Source organism: Stappia sp. G46H5W (genome assembly GCF_058448995.1).
The window spans coordinates 394,026-417,193 of the sequence record NZ_JBZFLL010000004.1 but is presented as its reverse complement, the minus strand read 5'-3'; the positions used below and the strand labels follow the sequence as shown (position 1 = coordinate 417,193).

At 67.3% G+C, this 23,168-nt stretch carries 24 protein-coding genes; 11 read left to right on the top strand and 13 right to left on the bottom strand.

What is annotated here, in order from left to right; translation table 11 throughout:
• The first annotated feature begins 140 nt into the window (after positions 1–140).
• Positions 141–329 (top strand): DUF3008 family protein, encoded by a 189-nt coding sequence (locus tag ACVJ6E_RS14765; protein WP_120269425.1) that lies wholly within the window; start codon positions 141–143, stop codon positions 327–329.
• A gap of 95 nt (positions 330–424) precedes the next feature.
• Positions 425–703 (top strand): BON domain-containing protein, encoded by a 279-nt coding sequence (locus ACVJ6E_RS14760; protein ID WP_120269426.1) that lies wholly within the window; start codon positions 425–427, stop codon positions 701–703.
• Between the two features lie 69 nt (positions 704–772).
• Here ACVJ6E_RS14760 and ACVJ6E_RS14755 read toward each other — a convergent pair whose 3' ends face one another.
• A complete protein-coding gene (locus tag ACVJ6E_RS14755) occupies positions 773–1,045 on the bottom strand; it encodes a hypothetical protein (protein WP_120269427.1) in 273 nt (90 codons plus the stop codon).
• Between the two features lie 254 nt (positions 1,046–1,299).
• Positions 1,300–1,602 (bottom strand): hypothetical protein, encoded by a 303-nt coding sequence (locus ACVJ6E_RS14750; RefSeq protein WP_120269428.1) that lies wholly within the window; start codon positions 1,600–1,602, stop codon positions 1,300–1,302.
• 267 nt (positions 1,603–1,869) lie between these two features.
• Between ACVJ6E_RS14750 and ACVJ6E_RS14745 the strand changes: the two genes are divergently transcribed.
• Both ACVJ6E_RS14745 and ACVJ6E_RS14740 read left to right on the top strand, forming a co-directional pair.
• The gene (locus ACVJ6E_RS14745) at positions 1,870–3,327 is read left to right on the top strand and encodes a trehalose-6-phosphate synthase (protein ID WP_120269429.1); all 1,458 of its coding nucleotides are present in this window, start codon (positions 1,870–1,872) and stop codon (positions 3,325–3,327) included.
• A gap of 502 nt (positions 3,328–3,829) precedes the next feature.
• Positions 3,830–4,825 (top strand): lysylphosphatidylglycerol synthase domain-containing protein, encoded by a 996-nt coding sequence (locus ACVJ6E_RS14740; protein WP_120269430.1) that lies wholly within the window; start codon positions 3,830–3,832, stop codon positions 4,823–4,825.
• A gap of 58 nt (positions 4,826–4,883) precedes the next feature.
• Here ACVJ6E_RS14740 and ACVJ6E_RS14735 read toward each other — a convergent pair whose 3' ends face one another.
• The 8 genes from ACVJ6E_RS14735 to ACVJ6E_RS14700 all read right to left on the bottom strand — a co-directional run bounded on the left by ACVJ6E_RS14735 (position 4,884) and on the right by ACVJ6E_RS14700 (position 12,531).
• Complete coding sequence (locus ACVJ6E_RS14735; protein ID WP_120269431.1) at positions 4,884–5,198, bottom strand: hypothetical protein; 315 nt, start codon at positions 5,196–5,198, stop codon at positions 4,884–4,886.
• Positions 5,199–5,243: 45 nt separating this feature from the next.
• Complete coding sequence (gene pyrC, locus ACVJ6E_RS14730) at positions 5,244–6,293, bottom strand: dihydroorotase (RefSeq protein WP_120269432.1); 1,050 nt, start codon at positions 6,291–6,293, stop codon at positions 5,244–5,246.
• Positions 6,290–7,573 (bottom strand): Zn-dependent hydrolase, encoded by a 1,284-nt coding sequence (locus ACVJ6E_RS14725; protein ID WP_199681258.1) that lies wholly within the window; start codon positions 7,571–7,573, stop codon positions 6,290–6,292. The genes pyrC and ACVJ6E_RS14725 overlap by 4 nt, the downstream gene beginning before the upstream one ends.
• A complete protein-coding gene (locus ACVJ6E_RS14720) occupies positions 7,570–8,514 on the bottom strand; it encodes a dihydroorotate dehydrogenase (RefSeq protein ID WP_067336119.1) in 945 nt (314 codons plus the stop codon). Before ACVJ6E_RS14720 ends, ACVJ6E_RS14725 begins: the two co-directional genes overlap by 4 nt.
• A complete protein-coding gene (locus ACVJ6E_RS14715) occupies positions 8,508–9,359 on the bottom strand; it encodes a dihydroorotate dehydrogenase electron transfer subunit (protein ID WP_120269433.1) in 852 nt (283 codons plus the stop codon). The genes ACVJ6E_RS14720 and ACVJ6E_RS14715 overlap by 7 nt, the downstream gene beginning before the upstream one ends.
• Positions 9,356–10,642 carry a TRAP transporter large permease gene (locus ACVJ6E_RS14710; protein WP_120269434.1) on the bottom strand — a complete coding sequence of 429 codons (1,287 nt, stop codon included), beginning with the start codon at positions 10,640–10,642 and terminating at the stop codon, positions 9,356–9,358. The genes ACVJ6E_RS14715 and ACVJ6E_RS14710 overlap by 4 nt, the downstream gene beginning before the upstream one ends.
• The gene (locus tag ACVJ6E_RS14705; RefSeq protein ID WP_120269435.1) at positions 10,639–11,142 is read right to left on the bottom strand and encodes a TRAP transporter small permease; all 504 of its coding nucleotides are present in this window, start codon (positions 11,140–11,142) and stop codon (positions 10,639–10,641) included. The genes ACVJ6E_RS14710 and ACVJ6E_RS14705 overlap by 4 nt, the downstream gene beginning before the upstream one ends.
• Positions 11,143–11,508: 366 nt before the next feature.
• Complete coding sequence (locus tag ACVJ6E_RS14700) at positions 11,509–12,531, bottom strand: TRAP transporter substrate-binding protein (RefSeq protein WP_120269436.1); 1,023 nt, start codon at positions 12,529–12,531, stop codon at positions 11,509–11,511.
• A gap of 238 nt (positions 12,532–12,769) precedes the next feature.
• Here ACVJ6E_RS14700 and ACVJ6E_RS14695 point away from each other — a divergent pair, with 238 nt between their 5' ends.
• A complete protein-coding gene (locus ACVJ6E_RS14695) occupies positions 12,770–13,690 on the top strand; it encodes a helix-turn-helix transcriptional regulator (protein ID WP_199681260.1) in 921 nt (306 codons plus the stop codon).
• Between the two features lie 34 nt (positions 13,691–13,724).
• Here ACVJ6E_RS14695 and ACVJ6E_RS14690 read toward each other — a convergent pair whose 3' ends face one another.
• A complete protein-coding gene (locus ACVJ6E_RS14690; RefSeq protein ID WP_158592706.1) occupies positions 13,725–14,447 on the bottom strand; it encodes a GntR family transcriptional regulator in 723 nt (240 codons plus the stop codon).
• A gap of 177 nt (positions 14,448–14,624) precedes the next feature.
• Here ACVJ6E_RS14690 and ACVJ6E_RS14685 point away from each other — a divergent pair, with 177 nt between their 5' ends.
• The 6 genes from ACVJ6E_RS14685 (at position 14,625) to ACVJ6E_RS14660 (ending at position 21,332) form a co-directional block, all read left to right on the top strand.
• Positions 14,625–15,662: a C-terminal binding protein gene (locus ACVJ6E_RS14685; RefSeq protein WP_120269439.1), complete on the top strand. Its 1,038-nt coding sequence runs from the start codon at positions 14,625–14,627 to the stop codon at positions 15,660–15,662.
• Between the two features lie 84 nt (positions 15,663–15,746).
• The gene (locus ACVJ6E_RS14680) at positions 15,747–16,763 is read left to right on the top strand and encodes a TRAP transporter substrate-binding protein (protein ID WP_067219392.1); all 1,017 of its coding nucleotides are present in this window, start codon (positions 15,747–15,749) and stop codon (positions 16,761–16,763) included.
• A gap of 98 nt (positions 16,764–16,861) precedes the next feature.
• Complete coding sequence (locus ACVJ6E_RS14675) at positions 16,862–17,461, top strand: TRAP transporter small permease subunit (RefSeq protein ID WP_120269440.1); 600 nt, start codon at positions 16,862–16,864, stop codon at positions 17,459–17,461.
• Positions 17,454–18,782 carry a TRAP transporter large permease subunit gene (locus ACVJ6E_RS14670; RefSeq protein ID WP_120269441.1) on the top strand — a complete coding sequence of 443 codons (1,329 nt, stop codon included), beginning with the start codon at positions 17,454–17,456 and terminating at the stop codon, positions 18,780–18,782. Before ACVJ6E_RS14675 ends, ACVJ6E_RS14670 begins: the two co-directional genes overlap by 8 nt.
• 43 nt (positions 18,783–18,825) lie before the next feature.
• Positions 18,826–20,433 (top strand): GMC family oxidoreductase N-terminal domain-containing protein, encoded by a 1,608-nt coding sequence (locus ACVJ6E_RS14665; RefSeq protein ID WP_120269442.1) that lies wholly within the window; start codon positions 18,826–18,828, stop codon positions 20,431–20,433.
• Positions 20,434–20,483: 50 nt separating this feature from the next.
• Entirely contained in the window at positions 20,484–21,332 is an 849-nt protein-coding gene (locus tag ACVJ6E_RS14660) for a fumarylacetoacetate hydrolase family protein (protein ID WP_120269443.1), read from the top strand.
• A gap of 49 nt (positions 21,333–21,381) precedes the next feature.
• On the opposite strand, the gene ACVJ6E_RS14655 is transcribed toward ACVJ6E_RS14660, so the two are convergent.
• Both ACVJ6E_RS14655 and ACVJ6E_RS14650 read right to left on the bottom strand, forming a co-directional pair.
• A complete protein-coding gene (locus ACVJ6E_RS14655; protein WP_120269444.1) occupies positions 21,382–22,686 on the bottom strand; it encodes a TRAP transporter large permease in 1,305 nt (434 codons plus the stop codon).
• Positions 22,683–23,165, bottom strand: coding sequence for a TRAP transporter small permease (locus ACVJ6E_RS14650; RefSeq protein ID WP_120269445.1), 483 nt, complete (start codon positions 23,163–23,165; stop codon positions 22,683–22,685). The genes ACVJ6E_RS14655 and ACVJ6E_RS14650 overlap by 4 nt, the downstream gene beginning before the upstream one ends.
• Positions 23,166–23,168 lie beyond the last annotated feature (3 nt).

Below are 23,168 nucleotides of genomic sequence, written 5' to 3'. Positions count from 1 at the left end.
TTGTTCCCGTTTCGCGCGGATCTTTTCGCAAAAATGCAACGCGACCTTGCCTGCCGGCGGGCGGAAACCGGCGGCAAGAGGGAACATTCGCGCGCGCGGGCCGTTGAGGAAGGTGTGACGAACCGAATGGGAGAGAACCGATGCCCGCGAAATCCAAGTCCCAGCAGAAGGCCGCCGGCGCCGCCCTTTCGGCCAAACGCGGCGAAACCGACAAGAGCGACCTGAAAGGCGCCTCCCGGGAAATGCTGGAGTCCATGAGCGAAAAGGAGCTGGAAGACCTGGCCTCCACCCCCCGCAAGGGCAAGCCGGAACACGTGTCCAAGTCATAGGCCCCAACTCATAGGCCCCAGGTCATAGGCCACGGCCGCGACAAGACCCACGTCACGCAATCCCGGTCGCAAGACCCGCATCAAAGGAGACGGACATGGCTCACAAGGACAGACGCTTCTTCGGAAAACCTGCCGAGTTTCTTTCCGAACGCACGGCCGCCGCGAACCTGGAGGTTCAGGTCGCCTCGGCACTGGCGAGCGACGGCAAGGTCGATGCCTCGGATGTGGTGGTGACCGCCGATCACGGCGGCGTCACCCTGGCCGGAACGGTGGCCAGCACGCAGGAGATCGCCCGGTGCTCGCAGATCGCACTGGAGATCGCCGGCGTGCGCCACGTTCGCAATATCATCGGCGTATGGGGATCGAAGATCTAGGTTTCGAACGTGAAACGGGGACGGACCTTTTGCGAACCGGCCCGATCCCGCAAGCCGCGAGGACCCGACCTATTCGGTCGCGCCCTCCGGCTCGCGCTTCAGTGATTCATCCGGCAGAACCGGCGACGAAGGCTGGGATTGCGTGCTGCCAGTCGTTTCGACGGCGGGCTCATCGGGAGCGAGCGCCGCTTCCCGGTAAATGTCGACGCCCCACCAGGCGATCAGCGCCAGGACGAGCGAGACGACCAGCAGGATCAGGATGCGGGGCGAGCCCGTTCCCTGACGCGCCTCGCCCGGTGCCACTTCGAGCGGCTCGTTTCGTCTGTTCTGGTCCTCTTCCATCGTGTGTCCTTTCCTTGACGGTTGTCCGTTGCCGGCGACCACGCCCCTTCCGGCAGGCCGCGAGCGGGCGCCGAAAGGGTTGGAACGTGCCGGCGAGCCTCAGCCCAGGCCGAGGAACGACAGGATGGCGAGCACGACCACGATGAGGCCGACGAGATAGATGATGCTATGCACGGAATGTCTCCTCGTTGCTGAACTGTCCACTCAACGCCGCGACCGGCCGGGTTGTTCCATCTCGGCCGCGGTTCGCGTCCTCAAACCTCGTCGAAACGCCCGCCTTCCCGCGAGGGATTGCGGCGGATCACCGCTTCGGCCTCATCGTCCGGCAGGGCCTCGTCGCTGCGCTGATAGGGGTTGTCGGCCTCCTCGCCGGGCAGTTCGCCATCCGGCTCTGACGGGGGCAGCTCGGGAAGCGGGCGCCCGTTCGCATCCGCCGGTACCCGATCGGTGAAGGGCGCTGCGCCTTCCAGCTCTTCCCAGTCCTGCTGCTCCAGCTGCGGGGCTTCGTCCCGCAGCGCCTCGTCTGCCGGACGGGCGGGTTTCTTCAGCGGATCCATGGTGCGTCTCCTCAAGGCTGATTGCGAAAGACCGGGCCGATCCGCAGCGCGCGCCGCCCCGTCTGCCTTACCAACCCGCCGGGGACGCACAAGGTTCCTCCGCCCTGCGCCGTCGGGGCGGAACAAAACGGCTTCCGGCGGCGTTGGTCGTGCGACGGGATATCCGCCAGCTCCAGCAGGAAGCTTCGCTCCATGACCCCACTGACGCACTCTCCAGCCTCCCCTTTGCGGAGCCATAGCCCGCTGCCGCCAACAGGCGCGGCCGCCATGCCGGATGCGTCCGCGCAGCTGGAGAGCATCGGCAGGGACGCGCCGGCCGGCCGGCTGGTCATCGTCTCCAACCGGGTCGCGAACCTGCGCAACACCGGACAGGCCGGCGGCCTCGCCGTCGGGCTCGCCGAGACGCTGAAGGAGCGCGAAGGCATCTGGTTCGGCTGGAACGGCGCGCCGGACGGGGTGACCGGCGGCGAGGTGCATGTGGAGCGGGTGGGCCCGGCCGAACAGGTGACCGTGCCGCTGTCGCCGGAAGACGTCGCCGACTACTATCTCGGCTATGCCAACAGCGTGCTGTGGCCGCTCTTCCACTACCGGCTGGACCTCGTCGACTACCGGCCGGCCTTTTACGAGGGCTACCAGCGGGTCAACGAGACCTTCGCGCGCCAGCTCGCGCCCCTGCTCAAGGACGACGACCTTATCTGGGTGCACGACTATCACCTGATCCCGCTCGCCCGGTGCCTGCGCAAGGAAGGCTGCCGCCAGCGGATCGGCTTCTTCCTGCACATCCCCTTCCCCTCGCCCGACATCCTCTTTGCCGCGCCCCACCATGGCGAGCTGGTCGAGGCGCTGCTCGACTACGACGTGATCGGCTTCCAGACCCATACGGATGCCGGCAATCTGAAGGCCTATCTCGCCGAGCACAGCTCCGCCGTGCAGCTGGACGACACCCGGTTTCGCGTCGGCACCCGCACGGTGGTGATCGACCGCTTCCCCATCGGCATCGATGCCAAGGGCTTCGCCGCCATGACCCGCCAGGCGGACGAGGAGGTGCAGATCGACCTGATGCGCCGGAAGGTGCTCGGCCGGCGCCAGATCATCGGCGTCGACCGGCTCGACTATTCCAAGGGCCTGCCGGAGCGGCTGAAGGCGTTCGACCGGTTGATGAGCCAGCATCCGGAGCTGGAAAAATCGGTGACCTATCTGCAGGTCGCCCCGCCGACCCGCGAGGAAGTGGGCGCCTATGGCGACATCCGTGCCGAACTGGAGGCGCTGGTCGGCTCGATCAACGGCCGGCTCGCCGACTTCAACTGGACGCCGATCCGCTACATCCACCGCAGCGTCGACCGCGCCAAGCTGGCCCCCCTGATGCGCGGCAGCCAGGTCGGCTTCGTCACGCCCTTGCGCGACGGCATGAACCTGGTCGCCAAGGAATACGTGGCCGCGCAAGACCCGGAAGACCCCGGCGTCCTCGTCCTGTCGCGCTTTGCCGGCGCGGCGGAGGAGATGCGCGAGGCGCTGATCGTCAACCCCTACGACATCGACGAGATGGCGCGGAAGCTCTACGAGGCGCTGACCATGCCGCTGGCGGAACGCCGCCGCCGGCACGCGGCCTTGCTCGACCATGTCATGCGGCAGGATTCCCGCGCCTGGCTGGAGGCTTTTCTCGCCGCGCTGGGTGGCGGGACCGCCGGTGCGCCCCGCGCGCGGCAGGCCCCTCCGCCCTCATGACGCCGGCCCCTCGCACCCGGCAGCGGACGGACCTTTTCCCCTGCCCGCGGCAAAAGCGGACGAGAGGCGACATATCGAGGGAACAAACGCCGCCGAGAGGCGTTCGCATTTCGCACGGCCCGGCGGTGACGGGCGTGACAAGGACAACGGCAAGCCGGGAACGACCCGTCGGGAACCTGATCCCCGACACACGGCAGGAGGAGGTGTTCCCCCGCCGGCGAACGCGCCCCGGCGCCTGACTTTCGGCATGGGCCTGCCGGCTCCTTGCCCGCGAGCGGCAAGCCTTGCGCGCGCCGCCCGCAGCGCCAGAAGGACCATCCGCACCGCCGGCAGGCCCGGCGGGACGGATGGCCGGCAACTCATGCCGAACCGCCCCGGGCCGCAGCTCAACACCCTGTACCGGCCCGGGGCGGACCCGTTTGCGCCCTGCCGACGCAGGGAAAGAGAAAAGCGGGGATGCCGCAAGGGATCCGCCCGAGAAGACCTGTCAGAAAGGGCCCCCATGCCGATCTCCCGATTGTTGCTTCGCCTGGTGATCGTGGTGGCGATCGGCATCGCGGCCTATCTGCTCTACCGCACGCTCAGCCAATATTCGCTCGACGAGATCATCGAGTCGGTGCGCGCCATTCCGGCCGCGCATCTTGCCCGCGCCTTCGCCTTTGCCGCCGCCTCCTATCTCTGCCTCAGCTTTTTCGACTGGCTGGCCGTGCGCTATGCCGGCAAGCCGCTCGCCTGGCACCGCACCGCGCTTACCTCCTTCACCGCCCTGTCGATCGGCCACAATGTCGGGGTCGCGGCCCTGTCCAGCGGCGCGATCCGCTATCGCTTCTATGCGCGCTGGGGTCTCAGCGTCGGGGACGTCGCCAAGGTGATCCTGTTCTGCGGCATCACCGTCGGCCTCGGACTTGCGACGATGGGCGGGCTGGCCCTGTTGCTCTATCCCTCGACGGCGGAAGGGTTGATGGGCGTCAACGGACCCGAACTGAAAGGCATGGCGGTCGTCTGCCTGTCGCTGCCCCTGGCCTGGATCGTCCTCTCCGCCTTCGTGCGCGGCGAACTGTCGGTCCGCAAATGGTCGCTGACGCTGCCGCCGCTGCCGCTGGCCATCGGCCAGGTGGTGGCGGGCACCGCCAACTATGCCTGCGTCGCCGCCTGCCTGCACCAGCTGCTCGCCGCAACGTCGGAAGTGAACTATCTGGAGGTGGCGGCGATCTACGTGATCGGCATTCTCGCCTCGCTGATCAGCCACGTGCCGGGCGGGCTGGGCGTGCTGGAGGCAACCGTGCTCTATCTGCAGCCCGGCGCGGAAGCCGTCGGGGCATTGCTGGTGTTTCGCCTGGTGTATTTTCTGGTGCCGCTGGCGCTCGGCCTGCCGACGCTGCTGGCGAGCGAGTATGTCCTGCGCTCAGCGGAGAAACGCAAGCAGGGCAAGCGCAACCCGGCAAAGGATGCGGATGTCCCTGCCGGGGCGACGACCGCCGCCGACGGCCGCTCCTGATCCGCAGTGCCGAAAAACGGAAGGGATCGGGCCGGCGCGAGCGGCCGGCCCGTCAGGATCACATGGCGTTGAGACGCAGCGCGATCTTGTTCAGCGCCTCGACCTTGGCCTCGGCGGAGCCGCCCGCATAGGCGGTCTCGAGCGTTTGCAGCAGATCGCGGAACTGCTCCAGCGCCTGGCCGGCGACGTCGAGCGTCAGCGGCTGGTCGTCATAGGCATCGACGAAAGCCTGGGCCGCGCGCGACACCAGCAGCCAGGCGACGGCATGCTCCGGCTCGCCGGCGATACGCTCACGAGCCTCGCGCGCGCACGCCTCGAAGCTCCGCACGCTCGCGCTGTGCTCGTTCAGACCATTGGCAACCTCAATGAACATTACGCTCTCCCTTGAAGAGGACTGTGGCCGGCTTCCTGCCGGCCTTTACGACCTGCGGGCCGCGACCGTCCAGCGGACCGGCACCATGGGATCGAAAACCGTGACCGTGCCATCGCCCGTCACCACCTTGTCCGGCACCGGGACCGGCTCCTCGCGCTTTTCCAGCACCAGCTGGCCCTCGTTCGGCGGCAGGCGGTAGAAGGCCGGCCCGTTGAGCGAGGCGAAGGCCTCGAGCTTGTCGAGCGCGCCCTCCTCCTCGAAGACATGGGCAAGGCAGGCCATCGCGTTCGGCGCGGTGTAGATGCCGGCGCAGCCGCAGCCGCATTCCTTCGCCGGATCCACATGCGGAGCCGAATCGGTGCCGAGGAAGAAGCGCGCGTCGCCCGAGGTCGCGGCCTCGCGCAGCGCCAGCCGGTGCTCCTCGCGCTTGGCGACAGGCAGGCAGTAGTAGTGCGGGCGGATGCCGCCGGCGAAGATGGCGTTGCGGTTGATCATCAGGTGGTGAACCGTGATCGTCGCCGCGAGATCCTTCTCCTGCGAACGCACATACTCGACGCCGTTGCGCGTCGTCACATGCTCCAGCACGACGCGCAGGCCCGGAATGCGCCGGCGCAGCGGATCGAGCACCTTTTCCAGGAACACCGCCTCGCGGTCGAAGATGTCGACGCCGGGATCGGTCACCTCGCCGTGCACGCAAAGCGGCAGGCCGATCTCGGCCATGCGCTCCAGCACCGCGGTGACCTTGGAGAAGTCGCGCACGCCGCCATGCGAATTGGTGGTGGCGCCGGCCGGATAGAGCTTCACCGCCTTGACGAGACCGCTGCGAAAGCCCGCCTCGACATCGTCGGCCTCGGTGCCCTCGGTCAGGTAGAGCACCATCAAGGGCGTGAAGTCGTGCCCCTCGGGCAGGGCGGCGAGAATGCGCTGGCGATAGCCTTCCGCCTGGGCGGTGGTGACCACCGGCGGCACGAGGTTCGGCATGATGATCGCACGCGCGAAATCGGCGGAGCTGTGCGGCAGGACGCCGGCGAGCATCGCCCCGTCGCGCAGGTGGAGATGCCAGTCGTCGGGCGTCCGGATCGTCAGCTGTGTCATGGCGCAACCATAAGATATTGATGGACGATATCGGTGGCGGAAAGGAGATCGGGCAGCTCCATCGCCTCCTGCGGATTGTGCGAGCCGTTGCGATTGCGCACGAAGACCATGCCGGCCGGCACGCCGGCGGCCGAGAAGACCGCCGCATCGTGTCCGCCGCCGCTCGCCATCACGAACGGCTCCTGGCCGACTGTCTCCATGGCCTTGCTCAGGCGCGCGACGAGACCGGCATCGCACAGGGCGGGGGCAACGCGCAACTCCTCGTCGAGCTCGAACCGCACTTTCCGGTCCCGCTCGATCTGCGCCATCTCCGTCTTCAGCAGGTCGCGCATCTCGTCCAGCACCCGGGCGCTCTGGCTGCGGATGTCGAGACTGAAGGACACCTGGTCGGGAATGCGCGTCATCGCGTGCTTTTCCGGGTCGGTGCCGACGATGCCGCTGGTCAGCACCAGATCGTCGCCCTTGGCGAGAATCGTTGCCCAGCTTTCGTCGAGCCGCACCAGGAGGTCGGCCATGGCCAGCACCGGATCGCGGCGGAAGGCGCGCGGCACGGCGCCCGAATGGCCGGCCTCGCCGATGCAGCGCAGGGAGCGATAGCGGATGTTGCCGCGAATGCCCGACACCACGGCGGCCGGAACCGCCTTGCCGATCAGCAGCGGCCCCTGCTCGATATGCACCTCGAGATAAGCCTCGATCCGCGACAGGTCGATCAGCGGCTTTCCGGCGCGCACCGGCTCCATGTCGATGCCGATGGCTTCCATATGGGCATCGAGCGTGCGGCCGTCGCCCTTGTGGCGGGCGGCAAGGTCGGAGGCGGACAGCGTGCCGGTCAGCGCCTTGGAGCCGATGTAGCACGGGCCGAACCAGGCGCTTTCCTCGCCGCGCATGGCAAGCACATGCACCGGGAAGGCGAACTTGGCCCCCTCGCGCCGCGCCCGCACAAGGCACAGCAGACCGGCGACGACACCGGCAAGACCATCGAAATTGCCGCCGAAGGGAACGCTGTCGACATGCGAACCGATGACCGTGTAGCGCTCCGCATCGCGGTCGCCCGGCAGGCAGAAATTGGCGTTGAGCCCGGCGTCGTACCAGACCTCCAGCCCCTCGCGGCGGGCGAAGTCCTCCAGGAAGGACAGCGCCCTGGTCTCGATGTCGGAAAAGGCCGGACGGCTGACGCCTTCCACATCCGGCGACATGCGTGCGATCTCGTCGAAGAGGAAGCCGGCAAGGCGCAGCTCCTCGGCGCGGTCGTAGGCCCCGGACTTCCTCAGCGCGGTCACGGTGCTGCCTCCATGAACACGACGCCCTCCTTCTGCTCCTCGTCGATCAGCGTGCCGATCAGGTCGCGGACGGACGAGAGCTTCTCGCGCTCCAGATAGCGCTCCAGCTCGGCGATGACGGTCACCATCGCGGTCGGATTGATGAAGGTGGCGGTGCCCACCTGCACGGCGGTGGCACCGGCGATGAGGAACTCGATCACGTCCTCGGCGGTGGAGATGCCGCCGCAGCCGATCACCGGAATGGTCGTCGACTTGGCGCACTGATAGGCCATGCGCAGGGCGATGGGCTTCAGCGAGGGGCCCGACAGGCCGCCCATCAGGTTGCCGAGCTTCGGGCGCCGGGTGCGGATGTCGATGGCCATGGCCAGCAGCGTGTTGGCGACGACCAGCGCGTCGGCGCCGCCTTCCTGCGCCGCGCGCGCCACTTCCGGCGTCTCGCCGGTGTTCGGCGTCAGCTTCGCCCACAGCGGCAGATGCGTCGCCGCGCGCAGCTTCTGCATCACGTCGTAAGTCGAGGAGGGACGGATGGCGAAGGCCTTGCCGTCTTCCTCGATGTTCGGACAGGAGATGTTGACCTCGATGGCGGCAACGCCCTCCACCGTCACTTCCGAGCACAGGCGAGCGAACTCGTCCGCCGTGTTCCCGGAGATCGAGACGACCAGCGGCGTCTCGTAGGCCTGGTAGAACGGCACCACCTTGTCGAGGAACGCGCCGACGCCCTTGCTCGGGATGCCGATGGAATTGAGCATCGACGAGCCGACCTCGCACACGCGCGGCGTCGGATTGCCGTCGCGCAGGCCCCGGGTGATCGTCTTGGTGACATGGGCGCCGAGGCACTCGATGTCGAAGACTTCGGCCAGCTCCTCCGAGAAGGTGCCCGAAGCCGGCATGATCGGGTTCTTCAGCGTCAAGCCGGCGATGTCGACGGACAGGTCTACCATGGCATGGCCTCCTGGATATCGAAGACGGGACCTTCGCGGCACACGCGCAGCTGCACGGTCTTGTCGCCCTTGCGGAACGGGCGCACGCAGCAGTGGCACATGCCCAGACCGCAGGCCATCTGCTGCTCCAGCGCGATCTCGCCCGGAATGCCGTGGCGCTTGCCGATGCGCTGCAACAGGGTCAGCAGGCGGTTGGAGCCGCAGGTGTAGAAGGCATCGATGCCGGGATCCGCGATCCGCTCCTCGATCACCGTCTCCAGATGCTCGAGCGACGAGGTGCCTTCCGCGTCGGTGACCGGAACGATCTCGGCCCCCAGCTCGCGGAAATAGTCGATGGACATCAACAGGTCCGGATGGCGGGCGCTGCAGATCGCGGTCAGATGGCGGCCGAGGCGGTTGGCCTCCAGCGCCAGCGGCGCGAGCGTTGCAAGGCCGACGCCGCGAGCGACGAGCACCAGCCGCTGCCAGTCGTCGTCGATGCGGAAGCCCTGGCCGAGCGGACCCATGACGTTGAGCGCATCGCCCTCGCGCAGCTGGGCCAGCGCCCGGGTGCCGGCGCCTGCCACCTTGTAGAGGAAATGCAGCTCGCCGCGCTCGGGATAGAAGCCGTAGATGCTCATCGGCCGGCGCAGATAGGGCGTCTCGCCGCCGAGCACCGGGCACAGCAGGTTGAAGAACTGGCCGGCACGGCACAGGTCGAGCATCTCGCGCGGGGCGGCCAGGACAAGGCGCATGTACTCGCCGTTGACCGGATCGTTGGAGAGCACGTCGAGGTCCCGCTCGAAGACAACGGGTTGCGGCCGTCCGCCGAGGGCGGACGCGGGTCTTGTCAGAACGCTGGTCATCCGAACACCAGATTGGGCAGGAAGGTGGAGATCGACGGGATGTAGGTGATGATCCCGAGGGCCACGAGATTGGCGATCACGAAGGGCCAGATGCCGGAAATGATCGTCATCACCGGCTTGCCGAGCGTCGAGGACGCCACGAACAGATCGAGCCCGAAGGGTGGCGTGATCATGCCGGCGGAGATGTTCAGCGTGACGATCATGCCGAAATGCACCGGGTCGATGCCCATCGCCATCGCCACCGGGTAGAGCGGCGGCACGAGGATCAGCAGCGCCGAATTCGGATCGATGAACATGCCCGCGATCAGGAAGACGACGTTGACCACCAGCAGGAAGACGATCGGTCCCGCATCGACGGCAGCCAGGAACTCCAGGATCTGCCCGGGGATCTGCGCCAGCGTGATGAAGTAGGAGAGCAGGCCGCCGAGCGCCAGCAGGATGAAGATGATGGCGGTGGACACCGCCGCCCGCTCGGTCACCTTGAACAGCTTCTTCAAGGTCAGCTCGCGGAACACCACCATCTCGACGAAGATGGCGTAGACGACGCTGACGGCAGCGGCCTCGGTCGGGGTGAAGACGCCCGAATAGATGCCGCCGAGGATGATCGCCGGCATGCCGAGCGCCCAGCCGGAATGCGCCACGGCGCGCATACGCTCGCCCCAGGAGGTGCGCTCGCCGGCCGCAACGCCGGCGCGCCGCGCCTCGATGGCGACCATGATGGCGAAGACGAGGCCGAGCACCAGGCCGACCGCCATGCCGGCGACGAACAGGCGCGCGACCGAGGTGCCGGTCATCCAGCCGTAGATGATGAAGGTGATCGACGGCGGGATCAGCAGCGCCGTCTCGGCGCTGGAGGCGATGAGGCCGAGCGAGAACTTGTCGCTGAAGCCGGCCTTGCGCATTTCCGGATAGACCAGCCGGCCCATCGCCGCCACCGTCGCCGGCGCCGAGCCGGACACGGAGCCGAAGGCCATCGAGCCGCCGACGATGGTGTAGCCGATGCCGCCCTTGCGATGGCCGAGCAGCGACTGGACGAGGCTGGTGAGACGGCGGGCGATCTGGCCCTCGCCCATCAGCTCCGCCGCCAGGATGAAGAAGGGAATGGCGAGCAGCGTCGAATGATTGATGCCGCCGACGATCTTCTGCACCACGACCGGATCCGGCAGGGTGCCGTAGAAGAACTGCTTGACCAGAAGCGCCGGCACGCCGAGCACGAGAAACATCTCGAAGCCCGCGATCAGCAGCACCACGGCAAGCGCAACGATGAGGAAGAGAAGAATCATGCCTCGTCGGCCTCCCGTGCCGGCGTGCGATCGATCAGCCCGAGGAAGCTCAGCAGGTAGCGCAGGGCAAGCAGCCCGAAGCCGACCAGGGGCGCGACATAGATCCAGCCCATCTTGAGGCCCAGGGTCGGGCTTTTCTGGCCGGACCCGAAGACGAACAGCGTCATCTTCCAGGCGAGCCAGACGAGATAGAGCGAGAAGAGGAAGCCGACGGCATCGATGATGCGCTGGACCGGCAGGTGGGTCGCCTCGGCGATGCGCGTGCGCCAGGTATCGACGGCGACGTGCCGGCCGATCTCGAGCGCATAGCCGAGCGCGAGGAAGACCAGATAGAGGTTCATCAGGCGGACCGCCTCCTCGATCCAGCCGAGGCTGGAGGCAAGGGGACTGCCCGAGGCGCGAACCAGGACGTTGACGAAGTAGAGCCCCGCCATCGTCAGAAAAATCGAGACGAGTGCGCACCGTTCGACGGTGCGCAGGACCGAAAGAGCACTGCGCATAGATTTGCTCCAGACATCCGCCGCAAGGGCCATCCCGTCCTCCGCCGGACGGTGATCAGGACGATACCTGCGGGCGCGGTCCGAACCGCGCGGACAACCAGGTCGGTACTGACGCCGGCCGATACGGCCCGGATCGCCTTCGCCCGCCGCGAGCGGAGAACGGGAAGGCAGGAACGGGCGGCATCCTGGGCCGCGTGTCCGCCGCGGACAGCGGCAGAAAAAAGCTAGGGGGCTTGCCCTGCCCGCGCCGCCATGGAGCCTCAGGGCACCGGTTGCGGCAGGCAGAAAGATGTCCCCCCAAGATCGGCAGGCAACGAGCCTGCCTGCGGGCGCGGTCCGGGCCGCGCCCGCGGGCAACGCCAACGGTTACTTGGTAACCGTAGCGTATTCCTGCTCGTACAGGTTCACCAGCTCGAGGCCTTCCTCGCCGGCGCCCTGGATGTAGGCGTTACGGGCTGCCGGATACATGGCATCGCGGAACGCGGCCTTCTCCTCGGCCGAAAGCTCGCGCACCTCGACGCCGGCTGCCTTGATCTCTTCCAGCGAGGAGGCGACGGAGGCCTTCTTGTGGGCGATCAGGTCCGGGATGACCTCGGCGAAAGCGTCGGTGATGATGGTGCGGTACTCTTCCGGCAGACCGGCCCAGAAGGTCGGGTTGAAGAGGATCACGTCCTCCATCGCGCCGTGGTTGGAGAGCACCAGGTACTTCTGCACCTCGTAGAACTTCATCGCGCGGATGGTGTCGAGCGGGTTCTCCTGGGCATCGACGACGCCGGTCTGCAGCGAGGTGTAGAGCTCGCCGAAGGGCAGCGCGATGGCCGAAGCGCCGACCGCCTTGAACTGCTCGATCAGGATGCTGGAATCCATCACGCGGAACTTCTGGCCGGAGAAGTCTTCCATGCTCGCCAGCGGCTTGCTGGAGGAGAAGTTCTTACGGCCGTTCGGCCAGAGCATCAGGCACTCGACGCCGCGGCTCTGGAAGGACTCGCAGAGCGCCTTGCCGAACGGGCCGGTGCGCAGCTCCTGGGCCTTGGCATCGTCTTCCGGCAGCAGGAAGGGAATGTCGAGGATCGACACGACCGGGTTGAAGCCGCCGAGGAAGGCAGCCGGAGCGACGGTCGCCTCAAGCGAACCGAGCTGCACGCCCTCGGTCATCTCGCGCTGCTGGCCGAGCTGGCCCTGCGGGAAGATCTGGAACTCGACGGCGCCGTTGGTGCGCTCGGCGACCAGTGCCGCGACCTTTTCCAGGTGCACGTGGCGGGACTGCTGGGTCGACTCCAGATGGCCGATCTTGGCGACGAAATCCGCCGCGAAGGCACCGGCCGAGAAGGCGACGCCAGCGACGGCGAGCACGGCCGTCGCGGCCAGATTACGAACAGTATGTGTCATAGGGCTCCACCTCTAAGGCTAACAGGCACTGGATACGCTTTTGTTTCTTGGCGCGATACAGGCGCGGAAGGGAATAGCGTATTGAGCGATCCGGATGCTGTCAACGACTCATCTCAAAAATGAGACAATTGGACAATTCATCCAAGAACTGATTATCATACCAGGAATTGAACGGCCCGCTCCGGTCGACCGGCCACCGCGCCGGCACAGCCCGCGCCCAAGCCCACGGGACCCCGATTTGACCCAGGACGAAGACCCCATCCGGTTCAGCGACATAGGCGCAAGGCTGAGGGCTCATCGCCTCGGCAAGGGCCTGACGCCGGAGGTCCTGGCGGAAAAGCTCGGCATCTCCCGCGCCGCCCTCTACCGGGCCGAGAAGGGCGAGATCCGCAAGATCGAGATGCTCACCTCCATCGCCGACGAACTGGGCGTGTCGCTGCCCAGCCTGCTGGGCGTCGGGGTGGAATATGTCAGCACCTCCATCGGCTTCTTCGAGCGCATGCGCCAGTTGGAGGACGACTGCCAGCAGATCATCGGCCTGTTCAGCCCGATGTCCTACCTGCTGACCTCCGACGGCTACGACGACATCCTCAAGGAGGTGCTGCTCGAATCGATTCCCGAAGGCACGGATCCTTCGGGCGAGGCGGCGGAGGCGGTGGAACGCCTGCTGGAGATCCTGCATGCGCGAAAGGACGCCTTCCGCCTGCGCCGGCCGCTGATCGTCAGCCTGATCTCCTCGGCCGACCTGGAGCGGTTCCTGCTGCACGGGCTGATCGGCCGGCACGACCTGTCGCCGGAGACGACCGACCATCGCCGGCTGATGGCGCGGCGCGAGGCCGAGTATCTGCTGTCGATGCTGCGCGACCAGCCCATCGGCATCCAGATCGGCATCGTGCGCGGCCCGGTGCCGGCAACCAGCTTCCAGATCTTCCGCCAGACCAACCGCTCGGTGCTGGCGATCAGCCCGTTCCGGCTCGGCGAGCAGCCGAATGTGCGCCTTGGCGTGGCCTTGATCACCTCCGCCGCCGAGGCGATGAGCCTGCACGAGGACATCGCCGAACGCCTGTGGGGCGACGCCCTCAAGGGCGCCGAGGCGATCGCCTATCTGGAAGCGATGATCGAGAAATACGCGATCGCGGAGCCGCCTGCCTCGCGCTAGGGCGGCGGCGAAGCTGCCTTGCGGCAGCGCCGACCTAAGGAAGTACGGGGGCGGACAGCGCCGCCAGGCACTCCTCGTCCGAACGCCGCTTGCCCTTCTGCCGCGCGGACGGCCCCGCCTGCAGCCCGTTCTCGGGCAGGGCGAGCGAGCGGTTGATCACCAGGATATGCTCGCGCAGCAGGGCATGGGCCGCATCGAACTCGCGGCGCACGATGAGATCGCGCATCTCCACATGTTCGGCGAAGGACCGGCTCCAGAAATTGCCCTCGCCCGATTGCAGCCGCGCGCGCAGCGCCTCCAGCGCCGTGGCGGTGAGGTCATAGGCCTTTTCCAGGAAGCGGTTGCCGGCCATCTGCAGGATGACCCGGTGATAGGCGCTGTCGGCCCGGCTGTAGAGCCACCATTCGCCCACCTCGATGGCGTGCTGCATCTGCGCGATAGCCCCGTTCAGCCGGTGCACCAGCGCGTCCGGGTCGCGCGCCAGCGCGTCCTGCAGCGCCTCGCGCTCCAGCATCGCGCGAAAGCGGCTCATCTCCGCAACATCCTGCCGCGAGGGCGTGACCACATAGGTGCCCGCCTGCGGCACGATGGTGACGAGCCCCATGTCGCGCAGATCCATGAAGGCCGCGCGCACCGGCGCCTTGCTCATGCCCAGGGCCCGGGCGATCTGTTCTTCCGACAGCCGCTCGCCGAACTCGAACTTGCCCGACACGATGGCATCGCGCAGCCGCTCGCAGGCCTCCTGAGTGAGTGACAAAGCTCTCTCCTTCCCGGTCCGGTCGCAGTCCCATCGCGGATGAACAAGCCTGAGATCACCTGATTTCCGGACTTTTTCAAGCGCGATAAAAACCGTTTGACATTCCATGAAATTCTAGAATTCTAGAATAGAAACGTCAACAACCAATCGCGTCTCGAGAACTCCAAGAGGTTCCCCATGTCCCGCCTTCGCCTGCTGACCCCCGACGCCCAATACCCGGACGACGCCCTGATCGAGAGGGCGACGGCGGGCGACGAGGTCGACTGGGACATCCACCGGGAGCGCAGCTTCGACCGGCTGCCGGATGCGGTGCTGCGCGGCTGCGATGCGATGGTGGTGTGGCACGAGATGCCGGTGACGCGCGAAATGATCGCCCGGCTGGAGCGTTGCCGCATCATCGTGCGGGCCGGCGTCGGCTTCGACCATATCGACCTGGACGCGGCGGCGGCTGCCGGCATCCCGGTCTGCAACACCCCCGACTACGGCACCAGCGAGGTGGCCGACCACGCCATCGCCCTGATGCTGACCCTGCGCCGCGGCATCGGCTCCTATCACCGCAACCTGATGGCCTCGCCGCAGGAGGGCTTCGACCATGCCCGCGCCCCGCTGCTCGCCCGCCTGAGGGGCAAGACCTTCGGCGTCGTCGGACTGGGCCGCATCGGCATCGCCGCGGCGCTGCGGGCCAAGGCCTTCGGCATGCGCGTGCTCGCCTATGACCCGCTGGTCTCGCGCGGCACGGAGATCGCAGCCGGCGTCGACCGCTGCGACCGGCTGGAGGAGCTGCTGGCGCAGGCGGACGTGGTCAGCCTGCACTGCCCGCTGACCCCGCAGACGCTGAAGATGATCAATGCGGAGCGCCTGGCGCAGATGCAGCCGCACGCGGTGCTGATCAACACCGCCCGCGGCGCCATCATCGACATGGACGCGTTGCTCGAGGCCCTGCGCAAGGGCACCATCGCCGGCGCCGGCATCGACGTGCTGCCGGTCGAGCCGCCCTCGCCCGCGGACGCCATCGCCCTTGCCTATGCGAACGGTGCCGACCCCATCGTCGGGGAGCGCCTGTTCGTCACCCCGCATGCCGCCTGGTCCAGCCCGGAAAGCGTCGCCGATGCCCGCCGCCTGTCGGTGGAGACGGCCATGCAGTTCCTGCGCGAGGGACGGCTGCGCAACCTGGTGAATTCGCCTGTCGCGACACCGCTGAGCGGCGTCGCCTGACGTGGCAGACTGCGCGGGAAACACCCGCGACACGATCCAAGGACATGGGATCATGACAAACATGTCCGCCCTGGGAGGAAAACCATGAGAAAGACGCTTGCAACCGCCATCCTGGCGACCGGCCTTCTGGCCGGCACCGGCGCCCTGGCACAGGAGTTCGAGTTCAAGTTCCAGTCGGTCGACCCGGCCGGCAACCCGAACTTCGCCATCCAGCAGGCCTGGACCGAGCGGGTGAAGGAAATGTCCGGCGGCCGTCTCGTGATCGAGCTGCTGCCGGTCGGCGCGGTCGTCGAATACAACGAGACGCAGGACGCTGTCGGCGCCGGCATTCTCGACGGCCACATCACCGACGTCAGCTACTTCTCCGGCAAGGACCCGGCCTTCGGCCTGATCGCCAACCCGACCGGCGCCTGGTCGTCGCCCGACGAGATGTTCCGCTTCATCAACTATGGCGGCGGCCACGAGCTGATGAACGAGCTGGAAAACCCCTATGGCCTGCGCTTCATCGGCGCCACCACGACGGGCCTTGAGGGCTTCGTCTCCGCCCGTCCGCTCGACGGTGTCGACGACCTCAAGGGCCTGAAGGTCCGCGCGCCCGAAGGCCTGATCCAGGAAGTCTTCGCCGCGGCCGGCGCCGTGCCGGTGAACCTTCCCTATTCGGAGGTCTACACCGCGCTCGACAAGGGCGTGATCGATGCCGCGGACTCCACCGTGTTCTCGACCAACCACCAGCAGGGCCTGCACAAGGTCGCCCCGCACCCGGTCTATCCCGGCTTCCACTCCATGCCGCTGGTCGAGGTGTCGATGAACCTCGACAAGTGGAACGCCCTGCCGGCCGACCTGCAGGCGATCCTCACCGTGTCGGTCCGCGACTTCGCGCAGGACTCCGTCGCCATCCTGTCGATGAACGACCTGAAGACCTTCGCCGAAGCCTCCGCCGATCCGAACATCACCGTCCATAACTGGCCGGCCGAGGAGCGCGCGCGCTTCCGCACCATCGCCATGGACCAGTGGGCCAAGATCGCCGACCGCTCGGACAATGCCCGCAAGGTCTACGATACGCTGACGACCTACCTGAAGAGCCAGGGCCTGCTGAACTGAGGCAAGGCCCGCATGACCCGGGCGCGCCGACCGCGCGCCCGGGCGATGCGCAAGACAACGTCCCGACAGCACCGTGCACCAGAGCGGAGTGGCACCCCATGTCCGAAGCCCCGGACCCGCGTCCCGACATCGCCGGCATCGCCAGCCCTCCCGCCAGGCGGCTCGAACACCTGCCGGAAGCCGGACGGCTCGGCTGGGCGATCACCCGGATCGCGCGCCTTTTCGCCGTCGGCATCATCATTGCCATGGCGGTGCTCGTGCTGGAGATCTTCCTGCGCTACGTCTTCAACTCGCCGACCACCTGGGCGCACGAGACGACGACCTTCCTCAGCGCCCTCACCTTCATCTTCGGCGGCCTCTACTGCGTGGCCCGCAACAGCCATATCCGCGTGGTGCTGATCTACGACCTGGTAGGCCCGCGCCTGCGCAACCTGCTCGACGTGCTGATCTCCCTCGCCTGTCTCGGGGCCAGCCTGTTCTTCGCCTGGGCCGCCTGGCTGATGGCGAGGAAGGCGGTCTACCGCCCCGACGGCAGCTTCGCGCTGGAAACCAGCGGCAGCGCCTGGAACTCGCCCGCCCCGGCGGTGCTGAAAGTGTTCCTGTTCGTCGTCCTCGTGACGATGAGCCTCCAGTTCCTGGTCCTTACCTTCAATTACCTGCGCGGCCTTGCAAGGCCTGAGAGGCAGACCGATGCTTGACCTTCTCGACCTCGGCCTGAACCTGAAGGCGCTCGGCATCGAATACGGCACGGTGGTGCTGTTCGCCCTGCTGGTGGTGCTGCTGCTGACCGGCATGCCGCTGGCGCTGGTCACCCTGCTGGTGGCGCTGGTCTTCGCCATCGGCTGGTTCGGCCCCAACTCCGTGCCGCTGATCACCAGCCGCGTCTATTCCTTCGTCTCCTCCTTCGTCTTCGTCTCCGTGCCGATGTTCGTGCTGATGGCGGCGATCCTCGACCGCTCCGGCATCGCCCGCGACCTGTTCGACGCCATGAAGCTCGTCGGCGGGCGCCTGCGCGGCGGCGTGGCGGTGCAGACCGTCTTCGTCGCGGTGATCCTGGCGGCGATGAGTGGCATCATCGGCGGCGAGATCGTGCTGCTCGGCCTCGTCGCGCTGCCGCAGATGCTGCGCCTGGGCTACGACCGGCGCCTGGCCATCGGCGTCGTCTGTGCCGGCGGCTCGCTCGGCACCATGGTGCCGCCCTCCATCGTGCTGATCATCTACGGCCTGACCGCCAACGTCTCGGTCGGCGAGCTGTTCACCGCCGCCTTCGTGCCGGGCTTCATGCTGGCCGGCCTCTATATCGGCTACATCCTGTTCCGCTCCTACACCGATCCCACGGTCGCGCCCCCGCCCCCCGACGAGCGCCCGTCGCTTTCGGAAATGCTGCCGCTGCTGCGCGGCCTCGTCCTGCCTGTGCTCGTCGTCTCGGTGGTGCTCGGCTCGATCTACGGCGGCATCGCCTCGGTGACGGAGGCCTCGGCCATCGGCGTTGCCGGCGTCATCGTCTCGACGATCCTGCGGCGCGAGTTCTCCTTCTCCATGCTGCTCGACGCGGCCATGCACACGCTGGCGACCGTCGGCATGATCATGTGGATCGGCATCGGCGCCAGCGCGCTGGTCGGCGTCTACAATCTGATGGGCGGCATCCGCTTCATCTCCTCGCTGATCACCGGCGTCTCGGACTCGCCCACCGTCATCATCCTGCTGATGATGGGCATCCTCTTCGTGCTGGGCATGTTCCTGGACTGGGTCGGCATCGCGCTGCTGACCATGCCGATCTTCGTGCCGATCGTGATCGGCCTCGGCTACGACCCGGTCTGGTTCGGCGTGCTCTTCGCCATGAACATGCAGGTGTCGTTCCTGACGCCGCCCTTCGGTCCGGCCGCCTTCTATCTCAAGAGCGTGACGCCGCCGGAGATATCGCTCGGCGAGATCTTCCGCTCGCTGGTGCCCTTCATCTGCCTGCAGGTCCTGGCGGTGGCGATCCTGATCCTCTTCCCGGGCATTGCCCTCTACTGAGCCGCCTCGCACCGCCTGCAACACAGCCCCTTCGGATACCTTCATGACGTCCACTCTCGACGGCGACTACGACTACATCATCATTGGCGCGGGAACCGCCGGATGCGTGCTCGCCAACCGCCTGAGCGAAGACCCGCGCACCCGCGTCCTGCTGCTGGAGGCCGGCGGCCGGGACACCTATCCCTGGATCCACATCCCGGTCGGCTATCTCTACTGCATGGGCAATCCGCGCACGGACTGGATGCTGCGCACCCAGCCCGAGGACGGGCTGAACGGCCGCTCGCTCGCCTATCCGCGCGGCAAGGTGCTGGGCGGCTGCAGCTCGATCAACGGCATGATCTCCATGCGCGGACAGGCCGCCGACTATGACGGCTGGGCCGCGCTCGGCAACACAGGCTGGAGCTGGCAGGATGTGCTGCCGCATTTCCTGCGCTCGGAAGACCGGCCGGGCGGCGACGGCCGGCTGCACCGCGAGGGCGGCGAGTGGAAGGTCGCGCGCCAGCGGCTGAAATGGCAGCTGCTGGAGGACGTGCAGACGGCGGCGGCGGAAATGGGCATTCCCCGCAGCACCGACTTCAATGCCGGCGACAACGAGGGTGCCGGCTATTTCGAGGTCAACCAGAAGAACGGACGGCGCTGGAGCGCCGCCCGCGCCTTCCTGAAGCCCGCCCTCAAGCGCCCCAACCTGCGCCTTCTCACCCATGCCGAGGTGGAGCGCATCCTCGTTGAGGACGGACGCGCGGCCGGCGTGGCCTTTACCCGCGGCAACAGGCGGAGCGAGGCGCGCACGCGCGGCGAGGTGCTGCTGGCGGCGGGCGCGATCCACTCGCCGGCGCTGCTGGAGCGCTCCGGCATCGGCCAGGGCGCGCGGCTGAAGGACGCCGGCATCGACGTCGTGCGGCACATGGAGGAGGTCGGCGAGAACCTGCAGGACCACCTGCAGCTGCGCATGGTCTTCCGCGTCGAAAACGCGCTGACGCTGAACCAGATCGCCAACTCGCTGACCGGCAAGATATCCATGGCGGCGGAATATCTGTGGAGCCGCTCGGGCCCGCTGTCGATGGCACCGAGCCAGCTCGGCATCTTCACCCGCAGCGGCCCGGACCAGGCAACGCCGGATCTGGAGTATCACATCCAGCCCCTGTCGACCGACCGGCTGGGCGAGCCGCTGCACCCCTATCCGGCGGTCACCGTGTCGGTGTGCAACCTGCGTCCCGAAAGCCGGGGCAGCGTGCACATCGCCGGCGATGCGCCGGGGGCCGCACCGCGGATCGCGCCGCGCTACCTGACGACGGCCGGCGACCGCGAGATCGCCCGCCGCTCGCTGCTGCATGCCCGCAAGCTGATGACCATGCCGGCCTTGCGCAAATACGCGCCGCAAGAGGCGCTGCCGGGCGCGGAGATCGTCTCCGATGCCGAGCTGATCCACGCGGCCGGCGACATCGGCACGACCATCTTCCACCCCGTCGGAACCTGCCGCATGGGCGTCGACGAGCAGGCCGTGGTCGATCCGCAGCTGCGCCTGCGCGGCTTGAAGGGCCTGCGCGTGGTCGATGCCTCGATCATGCCGCGCATCGTCTCCGGCAATACGGCAACGCCCGTGGTGATGATCGCCGAAAAGGCCGCCGACATGATCCTGCGCCCCGCCTGAGTGCTGCCGGCAGCGCACGCATCCCGTTTCAAGACCCGAAAGGACGACCCATGAAGTTTCTCCGCTTTGGACTGGCAGGCGCGGAAAAGCCCGGCTGCCTCGACGACACCGGCACGATCCGCGATCTCTCCGGCCTCATCGACGATTTCACGCCGGAAACGCTTTCCTGCGAGACGCTGGAGCGGCTCAAGGGCACCGACCTTGCCGCGCTGCCGCAAGTCCCGGCCGGCACCCGCATCGGGCCTTGCGTCGGTGCGGCGCGCAACTTCTTCGCGGTCGGACTGAACTATGCCCGCCACGCCCGCGAGACCAACAACCCGGAACCGGCCGAGCCGGTGCTGTTTTCCAAGGCGACGTCCTGCATCTGCGGGCCGAACGACCCGATCATCCTGCCGAAGGGCTCCGTCAAGACCGACTGGGAAGTGGAGCTCGGCATCGTCATCGGCCGGGTCTGCGAGCATGTCGAGGAAGCCGATGCCCTCTCCCATGTCGCCGGCTGTTGCACGATCAACGATGTCAGCGAGCGCGCCTTCCAGATCGAGCGCGGCGGCCAGTGGATCAAGGGCAAGTCCGCCCCGAATTTCGGTCCCATCGGCCCCTGGCTGGTGACGCCGGACGAGGTGGGGGATCCGCAGGACCTTGCCCTCACCCTGTCGGTCAACGGCGAGAAAATGCAGGACAGTTCGACCTCGGACATGATCTTCGGCGTTGCCACGATCATCTCCTACATGTCGCGCTTCATGCGGCTGATGCCCGGCGACATCATCGCCACCGGCACGCCGGAGGGCGTCGGCCTCGGCTTTACCCCGCCGCGCTTCCTGCGCGAGGGCGATGTGGTGGAGCTGTCGGTGGAAAAGCTCGGCGCCCAGCGCCAGACCGTCATCGCCAGCGGCAGCTGAGAAGCAAGGACAGGCGGCGCGGCGGTGACAGGACCGCCGCGCCGCATATTCAGAGCAGCGAGGGCACCAGCGTCGCCAGCGGCGGGAACACATAGACCGCGACGGCGATGCCGAGGATCATGATCCAGTAGGGCGCAAGGCCGCGGAACACCTCGGACAGGCGCAGCTGCTTGTCCGGGATCGCCGCCAGCACCACGAAGGCGCCGATGCCGAAGGGCGGCGTCAGCACGCCGGCCTCGATCACCAGGATGCCGACGATGGCGAAGACCACCGCGTCGATGCCCATCGCCTGCGCGATCGGCCAGAACAGCGGCACCGTCAGCAGCATGATCGAGATGCTGTCGACGAAGCAGCCGAGCACCAGCCAGATCGCCGCCATCACCAGCACCGTGCCGGTGGGCCCGAGCTCCATCGTCTCGAACAGCATGCCCACCACCTGCGGGATGCCGGCAAGCGCCAGAAGCTTGGAATACATCGCCGCGCCCAGCAAAAGCAGCATGATCGGCGTCACCACCATGCCCGCCTCGCGGGTCGCCTCGACGATGGCACTCCGGCTCATGCCCTTGGCGAGGGACAGCAAAAGCGCACCGGCAAGGCCGACGGCGCTTCCCTCCGTCGGGGTGAAGAAGCCACCCCAGATGCCGCCGAGCGTGACGACGATGATCGCCAGAATGCCGAAGATGCCGACCGGATCGGGACGCGGCGCGCTTTCCGGCGCAACGGCGGTCTCGGCTTGCACGATCTGCGGATTGCGGATCGCCCGCACCACGCAATAGAGCGCGAAGAGCACGGCCAGCGCGATGCCCGGCAGGACGCCGGCCGCGAACAGCCGGCCAATGGACTGCTCCGTCAGGATCGCCCAGACGATCATGAAGACCGACGGCGGGATCAGGAGACCCAGCACCGACGACCCGGCGATGCAGCCGGCGGCGAAGCTGCGGCGATAGCCGGCTGCCTGCATCGAGGGATAGGCGATGTGGCTGAAGGTGGCGGCCGCCGCGACGCCGACGCCGGTCACCGCCGCGAAGAAGGCGTTGCCCGCGACCGTTGCCACCGCAAGGCGCGCCGGCACGCGGGAGAAGGTGCGGTTGGCAGCGGAGAAGAGGTCTGTCGCCGCGCCCGAGCGGGCGATCAGCAGGCCCATCACCGCAAACAGCGGGATCACCATCAGATTGTAGTCGCGAATGCCGTCGAAGGCCGTCTGCTGCAACAGGCCCAGCGTCATCCACCAGTCCTGGAACAGCAGGTAGAGCCCGACGGTCGAGCCGATGAGGAAAGCCAGAGCAATATGCACGCCGGCCAGCGCCAGCACGAAGATGAGGCCAAGGGCGATGACCGCGGTCTGTTCGATCATCGCGCGGTCCTCCGCAGGACGGAGCGGGCCTTGCTCAGGAAGGCGACCGCCAGCATGCACCACAGCAGCGCGACCACAAGGCGCACTGGCCAGGCGGTGACGCGGAATGCATCGGTGCCGAAGAAATCGTGGGTCCGGTAGGCCTGCTCGATGGGTTCGACGGAGATCGCGGCAAGGCACAGGAACAGCGCCGCGCCGACCAGATTGGCAACCGTCATGGCAAGCTTCAGCACCGCGCCCGGCAGCTTTTCCAAAAGCAGCGTCATCTGCAGCAGCCGATCCTGCAGCAGCGCCTTCATGGCCTGCAGGAAGGTGACGAGAACCAGGGCGATAGCAACGAGGTCGGCCGTGCCGGCGAAGGGGCGCCCGAAGGCAAGACGGGCGCACACGTCATAGACGATGAGCCCGGCACAGAGATAGACGACGAGGCTGCCGAGATCCGCCAGCAGGCTCGACGCCCGGTTGATGAAGCGTTCCATGTC

Coding starts and splice junctions, on each gene's coding strand:
- ACVJ6E_RS14670 (WP_120269441.1), top strand. CDS start 17,454: ATGCTTGACCTTCTCGACCTCGGCCTGAACCTGAAGGCGCTCGGCATC.
- ACVJ6E_RS14650 (WP_120269445.1), bottom strand. CDS start 23,165: ATGGAACGCTTCATCAACCGGGCGTCGAGCCTGCTGGCGGATCTCGGC.
- ACVJ6E_RS14715 (WP_120269433.1), bottom strand. CDS start 9,359: ATGACCAGCGTTCTGACAAGACCCGCGTCCGCCCTCGGCGGACGGCCG.
- ACVJ6E_RS14680 (WP_067219392.1), top strand. CDS start 15,747: ATGAGAAAGACGCTTGCAACCGCCATCCTGGCGACCGGCCTTCTGGCC.
- ACVJ6E_RS14675 (WP_120269440.1), top strand. CDS start 16,862: ATGTCCGAAGCCCCGGACCCGCGTCCCGACATCGCCGGCATCGCCAGC.
- ACVJ6E_RS14660 (WP_120269443.1), top strand. CDS start 20,484: ATGAAGTTTCTCCGCTTTGGACTGGCAGGCGCGGAAAAGCCCGGCTGC.
- ACVJ6E_RS14755 (WP_120269427.1), bottom strand. CDS start 1,045: ATGGAAGAGGACCAGAACAGACGAAACGAGCCGCTCGAAGTGGCACCG.
- ACVJ6E_RS14750 (WP_120269428.1), bottom strand. CDS start 1,602: ATGGATCCGCTGAAGAAACCCGCCCGTCCGGCAGACGAGGCGCTGCGG.
- ACVJ6E_RS14665 (WP_120269442.1), top strand. CDS start 18,826: ATGACGTCCACTCTCGACGGCGACTACGACTACATCATCATTGGCGCG.
- ACVJ6E_RS14720 (WP_067336119.1), bottom strand. CDS start 8,514: ATGGTAGACCTGTCCGTCGACATCGCCGGCTTGACGCTGAAGAACCCG.
- pyrC (WP_120269432.1), bottom strand. CDS start 6,293: ATGACACAGCTGACGATCCGGACGCCCGACGACTGGCATCTCCACCTG.
- ACVJ6E_RS14700 (WP_120269436.1), bottom strand. CDS start 12,531: ATGACACATACTGTTCGTAATCTGGCCGCGACGGCCGTGCTCGCCGTC.
- ACVJ6E_RS14735 (WP_120269431.1), bottom strand. CDS start 5,198: ATGTTCATTGAGGTTGCCAATGGTCTGAACGAGCACAGCGCGAGCGTG.
- ACVJ6E_RS14745 (WP_120269429.1), top strand. CDS start 1,870: ATGCCGGATGCGTCCGCGCAGCTGGAGAGCATCGGCAGGGACGCGCCG.
- ACVJ6E_RS14710 (WP_120269434.1), bottom strand. CDS start 10,642: ATGATTCTTCTCTTCCTCATCGTTGCGCTTGCCGTGGTGCTGCTGATC.
- ACVJ6E_RS14760 (WP_120269426.1), top strand. CDS start 425: ATGGCTCACAAGGACAGACGCTTCTTCGGAAAACCTGCCGAGTTTCTT.
- ACVJ6E_RS14705 (WP_120269435.1), bottom strand. CDS start 11,142: ATGCGCAGTGCTCTTTCGGTCCTGCGCACCGTCGAACGGTGCGCACTC.
- ACVJ6E_RS14740 (WP_120269430.1), top strand. CDS start 3,830: ATGCCGATCTCCCGATTGTTGCTTCGCCTGGTGATCGTGGTGGCGATC.
- ACVJ6E_RS14765 (WP_120269425.1), top strand. CDS start 141: ATGCCCGCGAAATCCAAGTCCCAGCAGAAGGCCGCCGGCGCCGCCCTT.
- ACVJ6E_RS14655 (WP_120269444.1), bottom strand. CDS start 22,686: ATGATCGAACAGACCGCGGTCATCGCCCTTGGCCTCATCTTCGTGCTG.
- ACVJ6E_RS14685 (WP_120269439.1), top strand. CDS start 14,625: ATGTCCCGCCTTCGCCTGCTGACCCCCGACGCCCAATACCCGGACGAC.